This is a genomic window from uncultured Kocuria sp., from assembly GCF_947500125.1.
Lineage (GTDB): Bacteria > Actinomycetota > Actinomycetes > Actinomycetales > Micrococcaceae > Kocuria.
Map to the genome: position 1 here is coordinate 23,132 of NZ_CANMRA010000003.1, position 14,966 is coordinate 38,097.

Sequence of the window (14,966 nt, forward strand, 5' to 3'; positions counted from 1 at the left end):
TGCTCAGCGGCGCCTGGGCTCGGCCGCCGGATCGATGAGCAGCGCCAGGACGAGCATGGCGCCCGCCCGGATCGAGGTGCTGTGCAGCGCGACCGTCTCGCCGTGGTCGTCGAGGACGAGGACCGGGGGGAGCACGTGGTCCCCATCGAGCGCCGCCGGCCGGGGGCCCGTGCTCACTCGGCGGCCGGGCCCGAGGCCGTCGGCCGCAGCGCGCCCAGGGCGTCCGCGACCGCGGTGACGTTGCCGTCCATCCACTCCAGGTAGGAGGTGCCCTCGGGCAGGGTCTCCGTGAACTCCACGAACGCCGCGTCGGCGGCCCGGGCGTCGTCGCGCAGCTGCGCGGTCTGGCCCGAGGCGGTCTGCGCGTCGACCGCGAGCAGCTGCACGTGGCCGCTCCGCAGCTCCTCCCGGACCTGCTGCAGCACGAGCGGGGGGACGTCGGTGCCGTTCTCGACGGCCGCGGTGAACTCCGCGGGGGTGTCGTCGTGGAGCCCGGCGTCCTCGAGCAGGTGGACCGCCACGGGCTCGGTCGCCACGAAGGCCGCGTTGTCGGCGGGCACCTCGGCGAGCTGCTGCTCCAGGGCCGCGAGCCGGTCGGCGAAGGCCGCGGCGTTGTCCCGGTAGGCGGAGGCCCCGTCCGGGTCGAGCCCGGCGAGCCGGTCGGCGACCGCGTCGGCGACGTCGTCCATGGCGTCGAGGTCGTACCAGACGTGCTCGTTGCTCCCGCCGTGCTCGTGGCCCTCGTGCTCGTGCCCCTCGTGCGGGGACGGCTCGGCGCTCGCACCTGCCAGGCCCGAGGTCCCGTAGGCCTCGACCACGAGGGCGTCGCCCTGGGCGGCGAGGTCCTCCATGAAGGCGTCGTAGCCCCCGCCGTTGAGCACCACGAGGTCGGCGTCCGCCACGGCGAGGCGGTCCTGGGCCGTGGCCTCGTAGGAGTGGGGGTCCTGGGCCGTGGAGTCGATGACGGGCTCGACCACCACGGCGTCCCCGCCGACCTCGCGCACGACGTCGGCGTAGACCGTCGTGGTGGTCACGACGGTCAGGGCGTCGTCCCTCCCGGCGTCCTCGGCGGCGCCGGCCGCGCACGCGGTCAGGCCCAGGAGCGCGGCGCCGGCGAGGGCGGTGGCCCGGAGGACGGCGCGCGGGCGCGCGGGGGCAAGGAGTGCGGTCATGCTGGATCCGTTTCTCCGCGGTCGCGACCCAGGAGGGACCGCCGCGGCGCGCCGGGGCCGGCGCCTTTGATGCAAATGATTATCATCGAGCGCTCCATGTTACCGAGCCGTCGGGGTGACGACAACGCGCCGGCCCGCCGCGGGAGTCCCCACGGCGGGCCGGTCGGCGGTCGTCGGCCGCTCAGCGCGGCGGTTCGGAGGTGTCCACCCGGTCCCCGCGGCGCTGCCGCCGGTCCTGGGTGGTGTCGCGGATCTCACCCACCAGCTCCTCGATGATGTCCTCGAGGAACAGCACGCCCAGGGTCTGCCCGCCGGCGTCGATCACGCGCGCCAGGTGCGAGCCCGTGCGCTGCATCGCCGCCAGCGCGTCGTCGATCTCGATGCCGGGACGCAGGTTGGCCAGCGAGCGGACGCGGGTCACCGGCACCGGTTCGTTGTAGCGGCTCTCCGGGATCGACAGGACGTCCTTGATGTGCAGGTAGCCGTTGAGCTCGCCGTCGTCCTCCGTGAGGGCGAAGCGCGAGAACCCGGTGCGGGCCACTGCCTTCTCGACCTCCGCCGCGGAGGCGTCCTCGGGCAGCGTGACGAGCTGGTGCAGGGGCACCATGACGTCGGCGGTGCGCTTGGACGAGAACTCGAGCGCGCCGGACAGCAGGCCCGTCTGGTCCGCCACCGTGCCCTCCTTCGTGGACTCCGCCACGATGGACTGGAGCTCGTCCAGGGTGAAGGTCGAGGAGACCTCGTCCTTCGGCTCGATGCCCATGAGCTTCAGGACGTGGTTCGCCGCCCAGTTCAGCGAGGCGATCACCGGCTTGACCATGCGGGAGACGAACACGAGCGGGGGCGCCAGCAGCAGCACGGCCCGGTCCGCGGCGGACACCGACATGTTCTTCGGCACCATCTCCCCGAACACCACGTGCAGGAAGGTGACCACGAGCAGGGCCGTGAGGAACCCGCTGACGTCGGCGACCTCGGCCGGCACGCCCAGGTGGACCAGCGGGCCCGAGACGATGTGGTGCAGCGCCGGCTCGGAGATGTTGAGGATCAGCAGCGAGCACACGGTGATGCCCAGCTGGCAGCAGGCCAGCATGAGGGACACGTGCTCCATCGCGTACAGCGCCGTCCGGGCCCGCTTGTTGCCCTCCTCGGCCAGCGGTTCGATCTGGCTGCGCCGCGCGGACATGACGGCGAACTCGCCGCCCACGAAGAAGGCGTTGCCCGCCAGGAGCACCACGAGCCACGCGAGGCCTGCCCAGTCGCTCATCGTGCGTCCTCCTCTCGTGCGCCGCTCTCGGGGGCCCCTGCGGGGGCGTCCTCGGGCTCGGCAGGTGCGGGGACGAAGCGGATGCGGTCCACGCGGCGCCCCTCCATCCGGGCGACCTCGAGCACGCCGGCCTGGACGGGGACCACGTCCCCGGGCTGCGGGATCTGCCCGAGCCGGTCCATCATGAAGCCGCCCATCGTCTCGTAGGCGGGACCGTCCTCGATGTCGAGCTCGGTGATCTGCTCGGAGACCTCGTCGGGGCGCATCAGACCGGGGAAGTACCACTCGCCCGCCGCGGACTGCAGGGCGCCGAGGCTGAGCCGGTCGTGCTCGTCGGAGACCTCCCCGACCACCTCCTCCACGAGGTCCTCGAGGGTGACGACACCGGCGGTGCCGCCCCACTCGTCGACGACCACGGCCATCTGGAGCCCGCCGGAGCGCAGCTGCACGAGCAGCGAGTCCAGGTGGACGGTCTCGGGCACGCGCAGCACGTCCTCCATGATCGCCCCGCACTCCAGGGCGGCGCGGCGCTCCGACGGCACGGCCACGGCCTTCTTGATGTGGACCACGCCGCGGACGTCGTCCGGGGAGTCGTCCATCACGGGGAAGCGGGAGTGCCCCGTGCGGGAGGCCACGGCCACGACGTCCGCGACGGACTCGTGGGAGTCGAGCATCTGCACGCGGATCCGGGGCGTCATGACGTCCGCGGCCGTGCGCTCCGCGAACGTGAGGGTCTTGGCCACGAACGCGGCGGTGCCGGCGTCCAGGGTGCCCATCTTCGCGGAGCGGCGGACCATCGAGGACAGCTCCTCCGGGGAGCGCGCGCCCGAGAGCTCCTCCTTGGCCTCCATCCCGAAGAGGTGCAGGACGCGGTTGGCCACGCCGTTGAGCGTGACGACGAACGGCTTGAACACCGCCGTGAACACGAGCTGGGGGCGGGCGACCAGCCGGCCCACCCGGAACGCCTCCGCGATGGCCCAGTTCTTCGGCACGAGCTCGCCCAGCAGCATGGACAGCAGCGTGGAGATGAGCATCGACAGCGCGAGGGTCGCTCCCCCGGCGGCCGCCACGGACAGGCCCGTGAGCTCGGCGATCGGCTCCCGCAGGAAGGACTGGAGGGCCAGGTCCAGGGTGTAGCCGGTGAGCAGGGTGGTCAGGGTGATCCCCAGCTGGCAGCTGGAGAGCTGCGTGGACAGGGACTTGAGGCACTTGAGCAGCGGTTCCGCGGCCCGGTCGCCCTCGGCGACCGCCCGGCGGACCGTGGTCTGGTCGAGGGCCACGAGGGAGAACTCCACGGCCACGAAGAAGCCCGTGCCGAGGATCAGGAGCAGGCCTGCCGCCAGGAGCAGCCATTCCATCAGGAGCGGCCTCCCGTGGCGGCGCGCCGGGCGGGGGCCGGGCGGGCGACCGCCGTGCGGCCGGGGGCGGAGCGGGGGACGGTGGGTGAGCCGGCTCGGGGGCCGCGGCGGGGGACGCCGCGGCCGGGCCGGCAACTACTGAACGAGTCCATGAGAGCTCCAGAGTACCGGAGCGGGACCCGCCCGGCGCGTGGCTCAGGACCAGCTGACGGGGCGCGCCCTGCCCTCCTCGTAGCCGGAGGCGGACTGGATGCCGACCACGGCCCGGGACGCGAACTGCTCGAGGCTCGTGGCCCCCGCGTAGGTCATGGAGCTGCGCACACCGGCGGTGATCTGGTCCACGAGGTCCTCCACGCCGGGACGCCCGGGGTCGAGGTACATCTTGGAGCTCGAGATGCCCTCCTCGAACAGGCCCTTGCGGGCCCGGGCGAAGGCGCCCTCACCGCGGGTGCGCTCGCGGACCGCGCGGGTCGAGGCCATGCCGAAGCTCTCCTTGTACATGCGGCCGTCGGCGTCCACGTTCAGCTCGCCGGGGCCCTCGTGGGTGCCGGCGAACCAGGAGCCCACCATCACCTGGCTGGCGCCGGCCGCGAGCGCCAGGGCGACGTCCCGGGGGTGCTTCACACCGCCGTCCGCCCAGACGTGCCGGCCCAGTCCGGCGGCGGCCTCGGCGCACTCGAGCACGGCGGAGAACTGGGGCCGGCCCACGGCGGTCATCATCCGGGTGGTGCACATCGCCCCGGGTCCCACGCCGACCTTCACGATGTCCGCGCCGGCGTCGACGAGGTCCTGGACGCCGTCGGCGGTGACCACGTTGCCCGCCACGACGGGCACGTCGGGGGCCGCCGCGCGCACCTGCTCGAGGGCCTCCACCATCTTGCGCTGGTGGCCGTGGGCGGTGTCGACGACGAGCACGTCCACGCCGGCGTCGAGCAGGGCACGGGCCTTGCTCCGGACGTCCCCGTTGATGCCCACGGCGGCGCCCACCCGGAGCCGGCCGGCGCCGTCCAGCGCGGGGGTGTAGATGGTGGAGCGGACCGTGCCCTTGCGGGTCAGCACGCCCACGACCGTGTCCCCGTCGAGCACGGGCGCCACGTGGGCGCGGGTCTGGGTCAGCCGGTCGTAGGCGGCGGCGAGGACATCGTCGCCGGAGCCGGCCCGGACCTCCGCCAGAGTGAACACCGGGGCGTCGGTGCGCATGATCGAGCCGAGCTGGGTGAAGCGGTCCACCTCGGCGCAGTCCGCCGCGAGGACCACCCCCCGGTAGGACCGGTCCGGCCCGCACACCACCACGGCGCCGTGGGGGCGCTTGTGCATGATGCCCAGCGCGTCGTGGACCGTGTCCTCGGCGCCGAGGACCACCGGCGTCTCGAAGCGCGGCGAGCGGTCCTTGACCCAGGAGGTGACGTCCGCGATCACGTCGAGGGGGATGTCCTGCGGCAGGATCCCCAGTCCGCCGCGCCGGGCGAGCGTCTCGACCATCCGGCGGCCGGTGACCGCCGTCATGTTCGCGGCCACGAGCGGCACCGTGGCGCCCGTGCCGTCGCGCGGGGTGAGATCGACGTCGAAGCGGGAGGTGACCCGGGAGCTCGAGGGGACGAGGAAGACGTCGCTGTAGGTCAGGTCTGAGGTGGGGGTGTTGAGGAAGCGCACGCGCGCCAGTCTAGCCGGGGGCCCGCGACACGCGCCCCTGGGGCGGGGCGGCGGACTAGCCATGCCGCCGCGCGGATCACTAGACTCGCCGGAGGTACGGCCGCGCCCGGTCCACGACCGTCCGGCCGGTCCGGAGGCGGACGCCGGCGGCTGTCGCGGGAGACGGCCGGCGACGAAGACCGGCGGCGGTCCGGACGCTGCCGGGACCGACACTGTGGAGACCGGGCAGACGGCCTCCACGCGATCAACCATGGAAGAGGCGTATTCCCCGTGCCACATCAGCCACAACACCCCATCCCTGAAGAATTCGCAGGTAACGAGTGGCTCGTCGACGAACTGTTCGAGAAGTACCGGACGGACAAGAACTCGGTGGACGAGAAGTGGTGGCCCATCTTCGAGTCGATGAGCGCGGACAACGGCACCCCCGCGGAGCAGTCGAGCTCCGCGAAGGCCCCGGCGTCGAAGGCGCCCGCGTCGAAGGCCCAGGGAACGGCGCCGTCCCCCCGGGCGTCCACCGCGAAGGAGGCGGCCCCCGAGGCCGCCGCCGCGAAGCCCCGGACCGCCGCCGCCCCCGAGCCCCCCGCGGCCCAGAAGACCGCCTCCGGGACCGCTGACCGGACCTCCTCCGCCCCGAAGGCGAAGCCCGCGGCGGCACCCGCGCCCACGAAGTCCGGCGCCAAGGCGGAGGGCCGTCCCGAGTCCGATCAGGGCGAGGGCGAGGCCGCGGAGGCGAAGAGGCCCATCCCGGCCCAGCCCGCCCGCGCCCGCGCCACGGCCCCCAACCACGACGCGCCGGCCGAGGACAAGGTCGTCAAGCTGCGCGGGCCCGCGAAGGCCGTGGCCGCCAACATGGACGCGTCCCTCACGGTGCCCACCGCCACCACGGTCCGCGCCGTCCCGGCGAAGCTGCTGATCGACAACCGCATCGTGATCAACAGCCACCTCTCCCGCAACCGTGGCGGCAAGGTCTCCTTCACGCACCTGATCGGCTACGCCGTGATCAAGGCGCTGGCCAACTACCCGTCCCAGAACGTCGTCTACGACGAGCAGGACGGCAAGCCCGTCGCGGTGCACCCCGCCCACGTCAACTTCGGCATCGCCATCGACATCCCGAACAAGGACGGCTCCCGCAACCTCGTGGTGCCGAACATCAAGGGCGCCGAGGACATGTCCTTCATGCAGTTCTGGAACGCGTACGAGGACGTCGTCCGCCGCGCGCGCGCCAACGAGCTGACCATGGAGGACTACCAGGGCACCACGGTGTCCCTGACCAACCCGGGCGGCATCGGCACGGTCCACTCGGTGCCCCGGCTGTCCAAGGGACAGGCGTGCATCGTCGGCGTGGGCGCGCTCGACCACCCCGCCGAGTACCGCGGCTCCTCCCCCAAGACCATCGCGCGCCACGCGGTCTCGAAGATCATCACGCTGACCTCGACCTACGACCACCGCGTCATCCAGGGCGCGGGATCCGGCGAGTTCCTGCGCCTGATCGAGTCCTACCTGCTGGGCGGGGAGGACTTCTACGACGAGATCTTCGAGGCCCTGCGGATCCCCTACGAGCCCGTGCGCTGGGCCGTGGACAACCAGGTCAACCCCGAGATCCAGGTCAACAAGGTCGCCCGGATCCAGCAGCTCATCCACGCCTACCGGGTGCGCGGTCACCTCATGGCGGACACCAACCCGCTCGAGTACGTGATGCGCAAGCACCCGGACCTCGACATCCGCACCTACGGGCTGTCCCTGTGGGACCTGGAGCGCGAGTGGCCCACCGGCGGCTTCGGCGGCGCGGACGTGCTGAGCCTGCGCACCATCCTGGGCCGGCTGCGGGACGCCTACTGCCGGACCCTCGGCGTGGAGTACATGCACCTGCAGGAGCCGGAGGAGCGCGAGTGGTTCCAGGACCACCTCGAGCACGGGTACCAGAAGCCCAGCCGTGAGGAGCAGTTCCGCATCCTCGGCCGGCTCAACGCCGCCGAGGCGTTCGAGACGTTCCTGCAGACCAAGTACGTGGGCCAGAAGCGGTTCTCCCTCGAGGGCGGAGAGTCCCTGATCCCGCTGCTGGACGAGATCATCTCGGACGCCGCCGACGGCGGGCTCGCGGGCGTGGGCATCGCCATGGCCCACCGCGGCCGGCTCAACGTGCTCACCAACATCGCCGGCAAGTCCTACGCCCAGGTCTTCCGCGAGTTCGAGGGCAGCCAGGACCCGCGCACCACCGAGGGCTCCGGCGACGTGAAGTACCACCTCGGCACGGAGGGCTCCTTCACCTCCGACAACGGCAACGAGACCCAGGTCTACCTCGCCGCCAACCCGTCCCACCTCGAGGCGGCCGACCCGGTCGTCGAGGGCATCGCGCGGGCCAAGACCGACGTCCTGGGGGCCGGCCCCGAGGGCGACGGCACCTACCCCGTGCTACCGATCCAGGTGCACGGCGACGCCGCCTTCGCGGGCCAGGGCGTGGTCGCGGAGGTCCTGCAGATGGCTCTGCTGCCCGGCTACACCGTGGGCGGCACCATCCACGTCGTCGTGAACAACCAGGTGGGCTTCACCACGGCCCCGTCCGCGGCCCGCTCCACCACGTACGCCACGGACATCGCCAAGGGCCTCCAGGCGCCGATCTTCCACGTCAACGCCGACGACCCCGAGGCCGTCACGCACGTGGGCCAGATGGCGTTCGCCTACCGGCAGGCCTTCCACAAGGACGTCATCATCGACCTGGTGTGCTACCGGCGCCGCGGCCACAACGAGGGCGACGATCCCTCGATGACCCAGCCGCTGATGTACAACCTCATCGAGGAGAAGCGCTCGACCCGCAAGATCTACACCGAGAACCTCGTGGGCCGCGGCGACATCACCCAGGAGGAGGCCGACCGGGCGCTGAAGGACTACCAGGAGCGGCTGGAGCGGGTCTTCGCCGAGACCCACGAGGCGCAGACCTCCTCCATCCCGCTGGTCACCGGGGACTCCGCCGCGATCTCGAACATCGAGCGGCCCTCCGCCCAGCAGGCGGACTCCGGGGTGTCGATCCCGCGCACCACGGCGATCTCCGCCGAGGCGGCCGAGCGGATCGGCACGGTGCACGTGGAGGTCCCCGAGGACTTCACCGTGCACAAGAAGCTGCGCAAGCTCCTCGAGCGCCGCGAGGCGATGACCCGCGAGGGCGGGGTGGACTGGGGCATGGGCGAGCTCATGGCGTTCGGCTCCCTCATGATGGAGGGCATCCCGGTCCGGATGTCCGGCCAGGACGTCCGGCGCGGCACCTTCACCCAGCGCCACGCCGTGTTCTACGACTCCGGCACCGGCGCGGAGTGGACCCCGCTCAACCACCTCTCCGGGAACCAGGCGCAGCTGGCCATCTACAACTCGTTGCTGTCCGAGTACGGGGTGCTGGGCTTCGAGTACGGCTACTCCGTGGAGCGGCCCGAGGCCCTGACCGTATGGGAGGCCCAGTTCGGCGACTTCGTCAACGGCGCCCAGATCATCCTGGACGAGTTCATCTCCTCCGCCGAGCAGAAGTGGGGCCAGCGCTCGTCGCTGGTCATGCTCCTGCCGCACGGGTTCGAGGGGCAGGGCCCGGACCATTCCTCGGCCCGCATCGAGCGCTTCCTCACGCTGTGCGCCGAGAAGAACATGGTCGTGGCCAACCCCTCGACGCCGTCGAACCACTTCCACCTGCTGCGCCGGCAGGCCTACAGCCGACCGCGCAAGCCGCTGGTGGTGGCCACTCCGAAGCAGCTGCTGCGCCTCAAGGCGGCGGCCTCCCCGATCGAGGAGTTCACGTCCGGCGCGTTCCGCCCGGTGATCGGCGACCAGGCCGGGCTCGAGGCCTCCGAGGTCACGGACGTGGTGCTGGTCTCCGGCCGGCTCTACTACGACCTCGCCTCGGCCCGCGAGGAGCGCAAGGACCGGACGACGGCGATCGTGCGCGTGGAGCAGCTGTACCCGCTGCCCCTCGCGGAGCTCCGGGAGGAGCTCGGCAAGTACCCGGAGGCCCGGCTCACGTGGGCCCAGGACGAGCCCGCCAACCAGGGCGCCTGGCCGTTCATGGCGGTCAACCTGGTGCCCCAGCTGGACCGCCCGGTCCGGCTGGCGTCCCGTCCCGCGTCCGCGTCCCCGGCCAACGGCTCGGCCAAGCGCCACGCGGCCGAGCTCGAGACCCTGGTGCAGACGGCCTTCGAGCGCGACTGAGACCGTCCCGGCAGGGCGGGGGCCCGTGCCCCTGCCCTCCCGCACGTCCCCAGCGAGTCCGGCGCCGGCCCGTGCCCACGGGCCGGCGCCGCTCGTCCCCCCGACATCCCGCACCCCCGACCAGAAAGAACGACGTGGAGCAACGAAGGATCAGAATTGTCGCAGTCGGTGACGAGCTGCTGGCCGGCGAGGGCGACCCCCGGGGCCTTGGCTGGTTCGGGCGGGTCATGGCCCGGACCCCGCACCACGTGGTGCCCGTGTCCGCCTACAACCTGGCGGCGCCCGGCGAGGGCAGCGAGTCGCTGAACGAGCGCTGGTTCGAGGAGGCGGCCCGCCGCTTCTCCCCGGGCCACGACAACCGCCTGGTCATCGCGCCCTCCACCCTGGACATCGACCTGTCCATCACGAGTGCACGGTCCCGGCTGAACATGGCGAACATCATCGACACCGCGTCCCAGCACAACGTGCGGGTCCTCGTCGTCGGCCCTCCGCCCACGATGGACGCGGAGCGCAACCGCCGGATCGCGGACCTCTCGGCCGCCTACGCGGACGTCACTACCCGGCGCAACCACGTCTACGTGGACACGTTCAACCCGCTGCAGCACCACGAGCAGTGGCGCAAGGACCTCGCGGCCAACCACGGCCATCCCGGTCAGGCCGGCTACGGCCTGATGGCCTGGCTCGTGCTGCACCGCGGCTGGTACGACTGGCTGGACCTGCCCGAGCCCCAGTGAGCCCCGCCCACCCCGCGTGTGAGAGAATGGCGGGCAGTGCCCCGTCCGGCCGCCGCTGACATCACCAGACCACGCGGGAACGGACGCCGACACCCACGATCCGCCGCGGGCGACCGCGGACAGACAGGAGGCTCGCATGAGCAAGCGAGGACGCAAGCGCAAGGACCGCCGCAAGGGCGGCGCCAACCACGGCAAGCGCCCCAACGCCTGAGGTCCTCCCCGGACCCCGGCGACGCCGTGACGGAAGGGCCCCGGACCGCGCCAGCGGTCCGGGGCCCTTCCCGTGCGCCCGGGGTCGGGGCGCCGTGCTCAGGCGGCCGGGGGTCCCTGGCGCTGCCCGTGCAGGCGCGCGAGGATGGAGACCCGCAGGTCGGCGGGCGCGGTCTCCGCGCAGGACCGCCGGACCACGGAGCGGATCACGCACTCCAGGTCGTACTCGCGGGCGCACTCCCCGCACTCGAGGAGGTGGCCGTGGATCTCGTCGAGGTCGTCCGCCGGGAGCACCCCGTCGAGGTACTCGTAGATCAGGCGGATCCTCTCGTCCGTGCAGCCTCCGAGGCTCTCGCAGTCGGCCATGTCTACTGGTCCTTTTCCTTCTTCTTGTCGCCGGTCACCCTGGACGTGTCGAAGCCGCGCTCGGCGGCGTAGTCGGCGAGCTTCTCGCGCAGCAGCTTGCGCCCGCGGTGCAGGCGGGACATCACCGTCCCGATCGGCGTGTCCATGATCTCGGAGATCTCCTTGTACGCGAAGCCCTCCACGTCGGAGAAGTACACCGCGAGCCGGAACTCCTCGGGAAGCTCCTGCAGGGCGCGCTTGACGTCGCTGTCCGGCAGGTGGTCCAGCGCCTCGACCTCCGCGGAGCGCAGCCCCGAGGACGTGTGGGACTCGGCGCGGTGCAGCTGCCAGTCCTCGACGGTGTCGGTGTTCGCCTGCAGCGGCTCGCGCTGCCGCTTGCGGTAGAGGTTGATGTACGTGTTCGTGAGGATGCGGTACAGCCAGGCCTTGAGGTTCGTGCCCGGCTTGTACTGGTGGAACGCGGAGAAGGCCTTCGTGTAGGCCTCCTGGACCAGGTCCTCCGCGTCCGCCGGATTGCGAGCCATGCGCAGGGCGGCGGCGTAGAGCTGGTCCACGTACTCCATGGCGTCCTGCTCGAAGCGCGCCTTCCGGGCCTCGGGACTCTCGGTCTCGACGTCGACGGGCGGCTCGGTGCGCTGCGGGGCGGCCCCCTGCTGGTTCTGCTCGTTCATCACGGACCAGTCTACGGGGACGTGCGCGCGGGCCGGGGCCGGTTCGAGAACGCTCGTGGGGGCGGTGATGACTGCTCCTCTCCCCCGGCCGTGCGGGTCCGCTCGATGGACTGTGGTGGTCACCGACCCCTGTGGGCCGGCTGCTGTCCTGCACAACGAAGGACACGGTGACGCCTATTCCCGTCTCGGGAACCGTGCGCTCACCCCCGGTGCGGTCCCCGTGGATAGGATGGGACGAGCGGCGCCGTCCGCCGCACCAGACCCGCCCGACACAGCCCCGCGGTACCGTCTGCCGCCGAGGAGGAACCCATGAGCATCGTCCGTCGCATCGCCCGCCCGCTGCTGGCCACCGGTTACGTCGCCAACGGGGTGGAGAGCTTCCGCAACTCGTCCCAGGCCGCCCAGCACCTCGCCCCGGCGATCTCCGCCGCCACGAAGGCCTTCCCCCAGGCCGGACCCGCGCTGCAGAACCACGCCGTGGTGGCCCAGGGCCTGGCCGCGGCGCAGGTCAGCGCCGCCGTGCTCTTCGGACTGGGCAAGCTGCCCCGCCTCTCGGCCGGCGTGCTCGTCACCACCACCGCGCTCAACGCCTACGCCGACTACCGCGCCGCGGAGGCGAGCACCCCGGAGCAGAAGGCCGCCCGCCGCTCCACCGCCTTCAAGAACTCCTCCCTGGTGGGCGCCGTCATGCTCGCCGCCGTGGACACCGAGGGCAACCCGTCCCTGCTGTGGCGCGCCGAGCACCTCGCCGGGGACGTCCGCAAGAACGCCTCCAAGCTGGGCAAGGACACCCAGAAGCAGGTGGCCAAGGCCGAGAAGGCCCTCCAGCACGCCGTCAAGCAGGGCTAGGCCACGGTCCCCCCGTCGTGAAGCCGTCGGAGTCCCCCGCCCCCGCAGCCCGTCCCGACGCCGCGGAGCCGGTCCCTCAGCACGAGCTGTGGCCGGCTCCGTTCGTCGGGCCCCGTCCCGTCGTCGCCGAGCTGACGGTGCCGGGCTCGAAGTCCCTCACCAACCGGTACCTGCTGCTCGCCGCCCTGGCGGACGGTCCGTGCCGGCTGCGCTCCCCCCTGCACTCGCGGGACTCCCGGCTCATGGTCGACGCCCTGCGCGCGCTGGGGGCCGACGTGCAGGAGGTGCCGGGGGACGGCGACTTCGGCCCCGACCTGCTCGTCGAGCCCGCCGCGTGGGACGCCACGGAGCCGGTCGTGGTCGACTGCGGTCTGGCCGGGACCGTGATGCGCTTCGTGCCGCCCCTCGCCGCGCTGGCGCGGCGCCCCGTCACCTTCGACGGCGACCCGGGCGCCCGGGTGCGCCCCATGGGGCCGGTGATCGACGCCCTGCGCGGTCTGGGTCTGCGCGTCGAGGACGAGGGCCGGGGCCGCCTGCCCTTCACCGTGCACGGCACCGGCGGCGCACGCGGCGGGGAGCTGGAGATCGACGCCACCGGCTCGAGCCAGTTCGTCTCCGCCCTGCTGCTCGCCGGCGCCCGCTTCGACGACGGGCTCGTGCTGCGCCACCGCGGCGCCGACGGGCGCGGCGTGCCGTCCATGCCGCACGTCGAGATGACCGTCGAGGTGCTGCGCGGCCTCGGGGTCTCCGTGGACGACTCCGCGCCCGACGAGTGGCGGGTGGCCCCGGGACCGGTGCGGGCCTTCGACGTGAGCATCGAGCAGGACCTCTCCAACGCGGGACCCTTCCTGGCCGCCGCCGTGGTGACCGGCGGACGGGTCTCGGTGCCCCGCTGGCCCGCCCGCACCACCCAGGGCGGCGACCACTGGAAGCACATCCTCCCCGCGTTCGGCGCGGCGGTGGAGCTCGCGGACGGGACCTTCACCGTCACCGGCCCGGGCGCGGTCTCCGGGGTCGACCTCGACCTCGGCGAGGCCGGGGAGCTCGCGCCCACCGTCGCCGCCGTGTGCGCGCTCGCCGGCACGCCCTCGCGGCTGCGCGGCATCGCGCACCTGCGGGGCCACGAGACCGACCGGCTCGCGGCGCTCGTCACCGAGATCAACCGGCTCGGCGGCGACGCCGAGGAGACCGAGGACGGGCTGGTGATCCGGCCGGCGCCCCTGCACGGCGGGACGTTCCACAGCTACGAGGACCACCGCATGGCCACCGCCGGCGCCGTGATCGGCCTCGTGGTCCCGGACGTCCGGGTCGAGAACATCGCGACCACCGCCAAGACCCTGCCCGAGTTCCCGCGGCTGTGGGCGGAGCTCACAGGCACGAGCCGTGGCGCGTAGGGACTCCGTCCGGCGCGACTGGGACGAGTCGGACGTGCGCGTGCGCCCCAGCAAGTCCGGCTCCCGGCCGCGCACCAAGGAGCGGCCGGCCCACGAGGACGCGGTCACCGGGCGGATCGTCACCGTGGACCGCGGCCGGTACACCGCGATCCTCGAGGAGGACACGCCGCGGGAGCGGCTGGTCGTGGCGGTGCGCGCCAAGGAGCTGCGCCGCCGGCCGGTGGTCGCCGGGGACCTCGTGGGTCTCGTCGGGGACGTCAGCGGAGCCCCGGACACCCTGGCCCGCCTCGTGCGCATCGAGGAGCGCTCCACCGTCCTGCGGCGCAGCGCGGACGACACGGACCCGGTCGAGCGGGTCGTCGTCGCCAACGCGGACCAGCTCGTGGTCGTCGTGGCCGCCGCCAACCCCGAGCCCCGCACCGGGTTCATCGACCGCTCCCTCGTGGCCGCCTACGACGCCGGCATCGAGCCGCTGCTGTGCATCACCAAGACCGACCTGCGGGACCCCGCCGAGCTGATCTCCCACTACACCGCGCTCGAGCTGCCCGTGCTCGTCTCGGGACCCGCCCGCGACGTCCCGGCCGACGACGACGGGACCACGCTGCCCCTCGATCCCGCGCTCGTCGAGGCCCTGCGCGAGCGCCTCGACGGACGCGTCTCCGTGCTGCTCGGACACTCCGGCGTGGGCAAGTCCACCCTCGTCAACGCCCTCACGGGCGCCGACCGGGCCACCGGCGGCGTGAACGCGGTGACCGGACGGGGCCGGCACACGTCGTCGTCGGCCCTGGCCCTGAAGGTCGAGGACGCCTCCCCCGGGTCCTGGATCATCGACACCCCCGGCATCCGCTCCTTCGGCCTGGCGCACGTGGACCACGACCGGATCGTGGAGTCCTTCGACGAGCTCGCCGAGGCGATCGCCGAGTGCCCCAAGGGCTGCCGGCACACGGACACCTCCCCCGGCTGCGCCCTGGACGCCTGGGTGGCGCAGGGCCGCGCCGGGGACGCGGGCGAGTCCCGGCTGGTCTCCCTGCGCCGGCTGCTCGGGGCCGGGGAGCGCCCCGGGGAGGCCCGCGAGGACAAGGAGCTCGGCGTCCAGTGACCCGCCGG

12 protein-coding genes are annotated in these 14,966 nt (G+C 72.9%); 5 read left to right on the plus strand and 7 right to left on the minus strand.

Annotated features, from left to right (window positions below; translation table 11 throughout):
* Positions 1–3: 3 nt before the first annotated feature.
* From Q0817_RS02630 to Q0817_RS02650, 5 genes are all read right to left on the minus strand, one after another.
* A complete protein-coding gene (locus tag Q0817_RS02630) occupies positions 4–135 on the minus strand; it encodes a hypothetical protein (protein ID WP_298583590.1) in 132 nt (43 codons plus the stop codon).
* A gap of 38 nt (positions 136–173) precedes the next feature.
* Positions 174–1,172 (minus strand): metal ABC transporter solute-binding protein, Zn/Mn family, encoded by a 999-nt coding sequence (locus Q0817_RS02635; protein WP_298583592.1) that lies wholly within the window; start codon positions 1,170–1,172, stop codon positions 174–176.
* Between the two features lie 181 nt (positions 1,173–1,353).
* A complete protein-coding gene (locus tag Q0817_RS02640) occupies positions 1,354–2,436 on the minus strand; it encodes a hemolysin family protein (protein ID WP_298583594.1) in 1,083 nt (360 codons plus the stop codon).
* Entirely contained in the window at positions 2,433–3,794 is a 1,362-nt protein-coding gene (locus Q0817_RS02645) for a hemolysin family protein (protein ID WP_298583596.1), read from the minus strand. Before Q0817_RS02645 ends, Q0817_RS02640 begins: the two co-directional genes overlap by 4 nt.
* Before the next feature lie 195 nt (positions 3,795–3,989).
* Positions 3,990–5,447, minus strand: a complete 1,458-nt coding sequence (locus tag Q0817_RS02650; protein ID WP_298583598.1) for a GuaB1 family IMP dehydrogenase-related protein — start codon at positions 5,445–5,447, stop codon at positions 3,990–3,992.
* A 270-nt stretch (positions 5,448–5,717) separates the two neighbouring features.
* On the opposite strand from Q0817_RS02650, the gene Q0817_RS02655 reads away from it, so the two are divergent.
* Both Q0817_RS02655 and Q0817_RS02660 read left to right on the plus strand, forming a co-directional pair.
* Positions 5,718–9,635 carry a multifunctional oxoglutarate decarboxylase/oxoglutarate dehydrogenase thiamine pyrophosphate-binding subunit/dihydrolipoyllysine-residue succinyltransferase subunit gene (locus Q0817_RS02655; RefSeq protein WP_298583599.1) on the plus strand — a complete coding sequence of 1,306 codons (3,918 nt, stop codon included), beginning with the start codon at positions 5,718–5,720 and terminating at the stop codon, positions 9,633–9,635.
* Positions 9,636–9,769: 134 nt separating this feature from the next.
* Entirely contained in the window at positions 9,770–10,369 is a 600-nt protein-coding gene (locus tag Q0817_RS02660; protein ID WP_298583601.1) for a GDSL-type esterase/lipase family protein, read from the plus strand.
* Between the two features lie 309 nt (positions 10,370–10,678).
* Here Q0817_RS02660 and rsrA read toward each other — a convergent pair whose 3' ends face one another.
* Positions 10,679–10,945: a mycothiol system anti-sigma-R factor gene (gene rsrA, locus Q0817_RS02665; RefSeq protein WP_298583602.1), complete on the minus strand. Its 267-nt coding sequence runs from the start codon at positions 10,943–10,945 to the stop codon at positions 10,679–10,681.
* Positions 10,946–10,947: 2 nt separating this feature from the next.
* Positions 10,948–11,616, minus strand: coding sequence for a sigma-70 family RNA polymerase sigma factor (locus Q0817_RS02670; RefSeq protein WP_298583604.1), 669 nt, complete (start codon positions 11,614–11,616; stop codon positions 10,948–10,950).
* A gap of 309 nt (positions 11,617–11,925) precedes the next feature.
* Between Q0817_RS02670 and Q0817_RS02675 the strand changes: the two genes are divergently transcribed.
* The 3 genes from Q0817_RS02675 to Q0817_RS02685 are packed head-to-tail and all read left to right on the plus strand — an operon-like array spanning position 11,926 to position 14,958.
* Positions 11,926–12,465: a DoxX family membrane protein gene (locus Q0817_RS02675; protein WP_298583606.1), complete on the plus strand. Its 540-nt coding sequence runs from the start codon at positions 11,926–11,928 to the stop codon at positions 12,463–12,465.
* 17 nt (positions 12,466–12,482) lie between these two features.
* Entirely contained in the window at positions 12,483–13,859 is a 1,377-nt protein-coding gene (aroA, locus tag Q0817_RS02680; RefSeq protein WP_298583608.1) for a 3-phosphoshikimate 1-carboxyvinyltransferase, read from the plus strand.
* Positions 13,849–14,958, plus strand: a complete 1,110-nt coding sequence (locus Q0817_RS02685; RefSeq protein WP_298583610.1) for a ribosome small subunit-dependent GTPase A — start codon at positions 13,849–13,851, stop codon at positions 14,956–14,958. The genes aroA and Q0817_RS02685 overlap by 11 nt, the downstream gene beginning before the upstream one ends.
* Positions 14,959–14,966: the final 8 nt, after the last annotated feature.

Coding starts and splice junctions, on each gene's coding strand:
- Q0817_RS02675 (WP_298583606.1), top strand. CDS start 11,926: ATGAGCATCGTCCGTCGCATCGCCCGCCCGCTGCTGGCCACCGGTTAC.
- Q0817_RS02645 (WP_298583596.1), bottom strand. CDS start 3,794: ATGGAATGGCTGCTCCTGGCGGCAGGCCTGCTCCTGATCCTCGGCACG.
- Q0817_RS02670 (WP_298583604.1), bottom strand. CDS start 11,616: ATGAACGAGCAGAACCAGCAGGGGGCCGCCCCGCAGCGCACCGAGCCG.
- Q0817_RS02640 (WP_298583594.1), bottom strand. CDS start 2,436: ATGAGCGACTGGGCAGGCCTCGCGTGGCTCGTGGTGCTCCTGGCGGGC.
- rsrA (WP_298583602.1), bottom strand. CDS start 10,945: ATGGCCGACTGCGAGAGCCTCGGAGGCTGCACGGACGAGAGGATCCGC.
- Q0817_RS02635 (WP_298583592.1), bottom strand. CDS start 1,172: ATGACCGCACTCCTTGCCCCCGCGCGCCCGCGCGCCGTCCTCCGGGCC.